At 36.9% G+C, this 7,347-nt stretch carries 5 protein-coding genes; 1 reads left to right on the plus strand and 4 read right to left on the minus strand.

Annotated elements, in window-relative coordinates:
- Positions 1-75 precede the first annotated feature (75 nt).
- The gene (locus ACQKMD_RS06715; protein WP_427750550.1) at positions 76-2,217 is read left to right on the plus strand and encodes a cell division protein FtsA; all 2,142 of its coding nucleotides are present in this window, start codon (positions 76-78) and stop codon (positions 2,215-2,217) included.
- An 88-nt stretch (positions 2,218-2,305) separates the two neighbouring features.
- Here the strand turns inward: ACQKMD_RS06715 and ACQKMD_RS06720 are convergent, their stop codons facing one another.
- The 4 genes from ACQKMD_RS06720 to ACQKMD_RS06735 form a co-directional block, all read right to left on the minus strand.
- Positions 2,306-2,896, minus strand: a complete 591-nt coding sequence (locus tag ACQKMD_RS06720) for a YtxH domain-containing protein (RefSeq protein WP_427750552.1) — start codon at positions 2,894-2,896, stop codon at positions 2,306-2,308.
- 20 nt (positions 2,897-2,916) lie between these two features.
- Positions 2,917-3,390 (minus strand): DUF948 domain-containing protein, encoded by a 474-nt coding sequence (locus ACQKMD_RS06725; protein WP_427750554.1) that lies wholly within the window; start codon positions 3,388-3,390, stop codon positions 2,917-2,919.
- Between the two features lie 202 nt (positions 3,391-3,592).
- Entirely contained in the window at positions 3,593-4,903 is a 1,311-nt protein-coding gene (gene murC, locus ACQKMD_RS06730) for a UDP-N-acetylmuramate--L-alanine ligase (RefSeq protein ID WP_427750556.1), read from the minus strand.
- A 157-nt stretch (positions 4,904-5,060) separates the two neighbouring features.
- Positions 5,061-7,346, minus strand: a complete 2,286-nt coding sequence (locus ACQKMD_RS06735; RefSeq protein ID WP_427750558.1) for a DNA translocase FtsK — start codon at positions 7,344-7,346, stop codon at positions 5,061-5,063.
- Position 7,347 lies beyond the last annotated feature (1 nt).

Genomic DNA, 7,347 nt, shown 5'->3' on the forward strand with positions numbered 1-7,347 from the left:
GAATTATTTCTTTAGCGCTTCAACGCGACGAAGTATGTTACTTTAAATGAACATGAAAGGACGTGGCAAAACACGATGTCTAAGCTATTTGCATTAGATATAGGTACACGCTCTGTAGTCGGAATAATTATAGAAGAACAAGATGAAAATTTCCACGTTGTCGATTTAATGATTGAAGAACACAAGGAACGTGCCATGGTAGATGGCCAAATACATAATGTGTTACATGTAGCTACTTTAATAGAGAAAATTAAAACCCAACTTGAAGAGAAACATGGACCTCTTCATAAAGTAAGTGTAGCTGCTGCTGGTAGAGCTTTAAAAACTGAACAAGCTACTGTCACAATTAATATAAAAAACCGACTTGCTTTTACTGAAGATGACATTAGCCGTTTGGAACTTGCTGCTGTTCAACAAGCACAGCAACAACTATTACAACATAAAGAAGAAAAAAATAGTAGTAGTCATTATTATTGTGTTGGTTACTCGGTTTTATACTATCGTTTAGACCATGAAGAAATTGGCAGTTTAATCGACCAACAAGGTGAAGAAGCTTCAGTTGAAGTAATTGCTACCTTCTTACCTAGAGTCGTCGTAGAATCACTGTTAGCGGCCCTTAAACGTGCAAATTTAGAGATGGAAGCATTAACCCTTGAACCAATCGCAGCTATCAATGCGTTAATTCCTCCTTCGATGCGACGTTTAAATGTTGCACTAGTGGATATAGGTGCAGGTACGTCAGATATAGCTATTACGGATAAGAGTACAGTTGTAGCATATGGAATGGTACCTACAGCTGGTGATGAGATCACGGAGGCATTGAGTGATCATTATTTATTGGACTTCCCTGTTGCGGAAAAAGCCAAAAGAGAAATAGCTACACAAGAAGAGATTAATATTCAAGATATATTAGGTTTCGATCAACTCTACCCACGCTCTGAAATTATGGAAAAATTACGTCCAGCAGTCGTACAACTCGCTACAGCAATTGGCACTGAAATTTTACGATTAAATAATCAAATTGCGCCAAAAGCCGTTTTACTAGTAGGTGGGGGCAGTTTAACACCTGATTTACCTGCAGAAATTTGTCAAATATTAGAGTTACCTGAAAATCGGGTTGCTGTTCGAAGTATAGATGCCATTCAACAACTCACAAGAGAAGATCATGTACCCGCCTCTCCAGAGCTTGTAACACCAATTGGTATTGCCCTAGCAGCAAAACGAGCACCAATAAAATATATGACAGTGGAAGTAAACAAACAAATCATCCGTTTATTTGAATTAAAAGAGATGACGGTGTCAGACGCGTTACTTGCAGCCAATGTGTTAGCTACTAAATTATACGGTAAACCAGGATTAGCTCTTTCAATTAAAGTAAACAATCAGGATATCTTTATACCTGGTGGTCATGGCAGTCCAACTGAAATTTTCGTCAACGGTAAAAAAGCAAACACCAAACATCTTATCCAAAATGGTGATATCATCGAGTTAAAAGAAGGCGAAAACGGAGCACCTGCTCAAGCTTCGGTGAAAGATATACTAGATGACGCTAGTATAAAAAAAGTATATATTCAAGATCTACCATACGAAATACATCCGAAAATCACGTTAAACGGCCAAACAGTCTCACTGGATACGCAATTGAATGATCGTGATATTGTGTCTATTAAAACAGCCGATACCATTGAAGAAATTTTACATCGGACTAACAATCAAGTTCTAACAAAACGACTAACACCATTTACAATCTATGTTGATAACAAGCCTGTAAATTTACCAGAATTCGCGTGTAGTTTATCGCTTAATGGTTTTCCAACAAAACTTCACTATTCTATGAAGAGTAATGACCGCTTAACAATTCAATTGACCGAATTGCCGACAGTTGAATTAATCACTAAGCGTCTTAACATGCAATTAGAGGACCGTATAATTGTTACATTCCAAGATGAAACATTAGAGATGATTAAAACTTGTATGACAGTTTATATAAATGGAGAAATTGCTCGTAAATCAGATGTTATATCCAACGGTGCTAAATTTCAATTTGTCACAAAGGATACTAGTAATTGGATTTACCAAGATGTATTCCGTTTTTCAAATTGGCAATTACCTACAGACTTCAAGGGATCTTTTTCAATATTACGTAATGAAAAACCTTCAAAATTCGACGCAGAAATTTTCGGTGGTGATCGACTTTCTATTACATTAAGTAAGTAGAGCAACAAATCTTATAAATAACGAAAAAAACTATCTCAAATGTTCTTCTAACGAACTTTGAGATAGCTTTTTACTATTAGTGCATTATTTATTTTTTTGTTGTTTCAGCTTTTGCTTCTTGCTTTTCAGCTTCGACTACTTCAACTGCTTCTTCAAGAGCCAAACTAACAGCTGTTGGCTCATTAGTTTCAGCTTCATATTCTGCAATCGTTTTTTCCATTGTTTCCATGATATCTAATGGCTCTTCACCTTCAAAAGAAACCGTTCCATCATCCAATGGCTGAGTTGTTTTAGTTTTAATTGATTTTACTTTATCAACTAGTTGACCTGATTGTTCTTGAAGCGTTTTTGAAATTTGAGCCGATTTTTCCTTTGCAGTGGAAGAAAGCTCAATACTTTTTTCTTTGATTTGACTCGCTTGTGTTGCCACATCTTCACGCAATTCTTTACCTGTTTTAGGAGCTAAAAATAACGCTGTAGCAGCCCCAACAATACCACCTACAAATGCACCGATTACAAAATCTTTTACGTTTACATTTGATTCGTCATAGAGAGATTCAGCTTTATGTTCATAAGATTGTGGTAAGTAAGCATTCACTTCCGAACCCTCAATTCCTTGGTTACCATAAACATCATAATTATTTCTCACATCATTGTAATTCGGTTTTTGTTCTGACATACCTAGCGCCTCCCAATATCTTATTTTCTTCTTTTTCTTTTAACAGTTGCATCTGGTGTATTCACCGTGACTGTCTCATTATTAGCTTTACGCTCTTTCATCTTACCACGTATTCCCATAAAAGCGTTACTCCATTGAATAACTTGTGCGATTTGATCGCTGTTTTTCGAAACGTTAGAATAAATAGAAGATGTTACTTGTTGCACTGAATTATTCAATCCATTTACTGAATCTCCAAAACCTTTTACGGCTTGTACTACCGTATTCAGTTGCTTAGATTTGTCTTGAATATCCTCTGCCAAACTATTCGTTTTTTCTAATAAACCTGTTGTCTCACGTGTAATTCCTTGCATTTGGCCTTCAATTCCAGCCATTGTATTCGCTACATTATTTAATGTCGTTTTCAACGAATTTAATGTCATCGCTAAACCAATACATAAAACAAGGAACCCAATCGCCGCAACTAATGCTGCTATATACAAAATAACTATCATCTTACACCCTCCTAACTATATACATTTAAGTTCCCACAAAATGAATGTATTTAAACATTACATATTACAATACATTCAACAAAACATTGCTAAATCCTGCTAATCATCATCACTATACTACAAAAATAAAGAATTTTCCATAAAAAAAACAGCTTAGCCTCTACTAGAGGTTAAACTGTTTTCTAATATATTTACGCTTGTATTATACGTTTCCTTCTAATAAAAGTACTTCAAATGCTTCTTGGAATTTATGAACATCTCCTGCGCCCATAAACAAGAATACCGAATCTTTATGCTCAACTATAGAAGGAATATTTTCTAACTTCAATAAATTGCTGCCTTCAATTAGATCTACTAAATCTTGTATAGACAGTGCACCTGATTTTTCACGCGCAGAGCTGAAAATATCACAAAGATAAACACTATCTGCTTCACTTAAACTATCCGCAAAATCTTGTAAAAATGCTTGCGTACGTGTAAATGTATGTGGTTGGAAAATTGCTACAACTTCACGATCCGGGTATTTTTGGCGTGCAGATTGAATCGTCGCTCTAATCTCTGTTGGATGATGAGCATAATCATCAATTAATGTACGTGCGCCAATTGCTGTCTCTGTAAAACGACGTTTAACACCATCGTAAGTACTTAGACGAGCTTGAATCGTTTCAGCAGGAACTCCTTCATAATGGCACAAAGAAATCACAGCAAGTGTATTTAGTACATTATGATCTCCAAACATCGGAATATGGAACTTACTATAGAATTCGTTACGTACAAAAACATCGAAGGTAGAACCTTCAGTCGTTTTTTCTACATTACGTGCTTCAAAATCATTTTCAGAACCTAAACCGTAAAATACGACTGGTACATTGGCTTGAATTTTTTGTAAGTGTTCATCATCACCACAAGCAATAATAGCTTTTTTCACTTGTAATGCCATTGATTGAAACGCATCAAACACATCATCTATGTCTTTATAATAGTCAGGGTGATCAAAATCAATATTCGTCATCACTGCATAATCTGGATGATAAGCTAAGAAATGTCGGCGGTATTCGCATGCTTCCATTACGAAATTTTGAGCGCCAACTGCTCCGCCACCAGTACCATCACCAATTAAAAAAGAAGTCGGCTTGTCTCCTTCTAACACATGAGACATTAAACCTGTTGTTGAAGTTTTACCATGGGCTCCTGTAATAGCGACTGATGTATATTGTTCTAAATAATCCCCTAGGAATGTATGATAACGAATTACTTCTACACCGATTTCACGGGCTTTTACTAACTCTGGGTGCTCGTCCGTAAAAGCATTACCCGCAATTACAATCATTCCTGTTTGAATGTTGTTCTCATCAAAAGGCAAGATGGTAATATTGCGCTTTCTTAGTGGATCTTCTGTAAAAAAGTATGTTTCGATATCGGAACCTTGAACCGTCTCACCTGAATCAAATAGAATTTGTGCAAGTGAACTCATTCCTGATCCCTTAATTCCTGTAAAATGATAAACTGTCATGTTGAAACCTCCCGGGAAAGTTTCCTTACCCTTGATTAATCAAATCTTTAAAACATATTACATTATAACATGGATTACTACACTTCTAAAATAAACGATAATTCCCACTCTTTCACTTTTATTATTCACAAATAATAAGTCATTAGTCATAAATAATTCACAATTCGTCATATCCGTTATTAAAGAGACTCTCCAAATCTTGTGTTTTCAAAAAGACATCACGTGGTTTTGTGCCCTTTGACTCGGAGATAAATCCTTGAGCCTCCATCATGTCTACTAATCTGGCCGCTCGATTATAGCCGATATGGAATTTTCGTTGTAAAGAAGATGTCGAAACTGTACCTTGCTCACAAATATGACGGCATGCCTCTTCAAATAGCTCATCTTGTTCCTCAACAGCCTCAGCTTTTCTTAACAATTCTTCTTGTTCAAAAATATATTCCGGTTCCCCCAAGGAACGCATATAGTCTGTTACTGCTTCAATCTCTTCATCCGTTACAAAGGTACCTTGCACACGAATAGGAGCAGACATGCCATTTCCTAAGTACAACATATCACCTCGACCTAACAACCGTTCCGCACCCTGGCTATCCAATATTGTACGTGAATCAATTTGCGATGATACAGAGAAAGCAATACGTGTTGGTATATTAGACTTAATAAGCCCTGTAATAACATCTACAGATGGGCGTTGAGTTGCAAGTACTAAATGAATACCACAAGCTCTTGCTTTTTGAGCAATTCGACAAATAGCCTCTTCTACATCAGTAGGAGCCATCATCATTAAATCTGCTAATTCATCAATAACAATAACTAGATACGGCATTTTCAATGAAAATTTACGTTCGTCTTCAACCATTACATTGTATCTCTTAATATCTCTTGCTCCAACATGTGCAAATAATTGATACCGTCTTTCCATTTCCTCTACAGCCCATTTTAAAGCTGCAGTAGCTGCTTTAACATCGGTAATCACTGGACTCACTAAATGAGGAATATGATTAAATGCAGCCAATTCCACCATTTTAGGGTCAATTAATAGCAGCTTCACATCTTGTGGGCTCGCTTTTAATAATAGACTAACCAAAATTGAGTTAATACAAACAGATTTACCAGACCCTGTTGCGCCTGCAATTAATCCATGAGGCATTTTACGAAGGTCCAGTGTCACCGGTTTTCCTGTTAAATCTAAACCTAACGCCGCTTCGAGAGGTGAATCTGAATCAATAAATAACTGGTCACCAACTATCTCAGAAATACGTACTGGTCGTGATTTTTGGTTTGGAATTTCTATCCCGATCGAGCTCTTTCCTGGTATCGGTGCTTGAATACGTATGTCCCTCGCAGCAAGAGCAAGTTTCAAATCATCTGCTAAGTTACGTATTTTGCTCACTTTAGTACCGTGACCAACTGTGATTTCAAATTGCGTTACTGCAGGCCCTTGCACAATTTGAACAATCTCCCCTTTTACTTGAAAATAAGAGAGTGCTTCAATTAGTTTCTCACCTTGCATATCCATCCATTCAAAATCCTCTGTTTTTTCCTCTGGTGACTCTAAATACCTTAGAGATTCATCAAGGTTTTCGTTAATACGTGATGGGAGAGGCTCTTCAATCACATGTTCACTAACTGGTTCAACTGTTGTTGTCACAACTTCTTGATAGTCAGGCGTCGTATTGGATTCTAATATAGGTTGTTGTACAGGGATTTCTGTAATAATCGTTTCCAAAGGTTGCTCTTTTGCGACGGAGGGAAGTACAGTCTCATCTACGCTCGTTTTTAAAAATTGCTTAGTAGTTGCTTCTTTCAGTGCCCACTTCTCTTTATCTGTTTTTAACATGAGAACATTAAATGGAAGTTTACTTTGTTCTTTATTTATTGACTCTGCTACCGGCTGTTGGTACTCTCTCTCTTCGGAAGATAATGATTCCTCAAACTCATTTACATTTTCAGGTGGCTTTATAGATGCTTCTACAATTTCACCACCTGTTCTTGAATACTCATCTTCAGGCTCTTCAGCTCGGCGAATAAGTTCTTCGACAATGGTTGGTTTTTCTTCTATAGTAATCTCTTCTATGGAAGTTTGTGCCTGCCCAACAAAATTTACTTCTAAATTTTGTTCTACAATTTCATCTCGCTCTTTAATTGCAACAGGTATTGACTGTTGCTGGAATGGCGCTTCCACATAATGAGCAGTGGCCGGAGAGGAATTTTCATCACAATCAATAGCTTGCGCTTCTATCATTTCTACCACAGCAATTGCTTGATTTACATTTACTGCTGTTTCTACGATAGCTTGGGTTTCTTCCACTTCTGTCTCAACAATCACTTGGGTTTCTTCCACTTCTGTCTCAACAATCACTTGGGTTTCTTCCACTTCTGTCTCAACAATCACTTGGGTTTCTTCCACTTCTGTCTCAACAATCACTTGGGTTTCTTCCACT

It is taken from the genome of Viridibacillus sp. NPDC096237, assembly GCF_050278625.1.
GTDB lineage: Bacteria > Bacillota > Bacilli > Bacillales_A > Planococcaceae > Viridibacillus.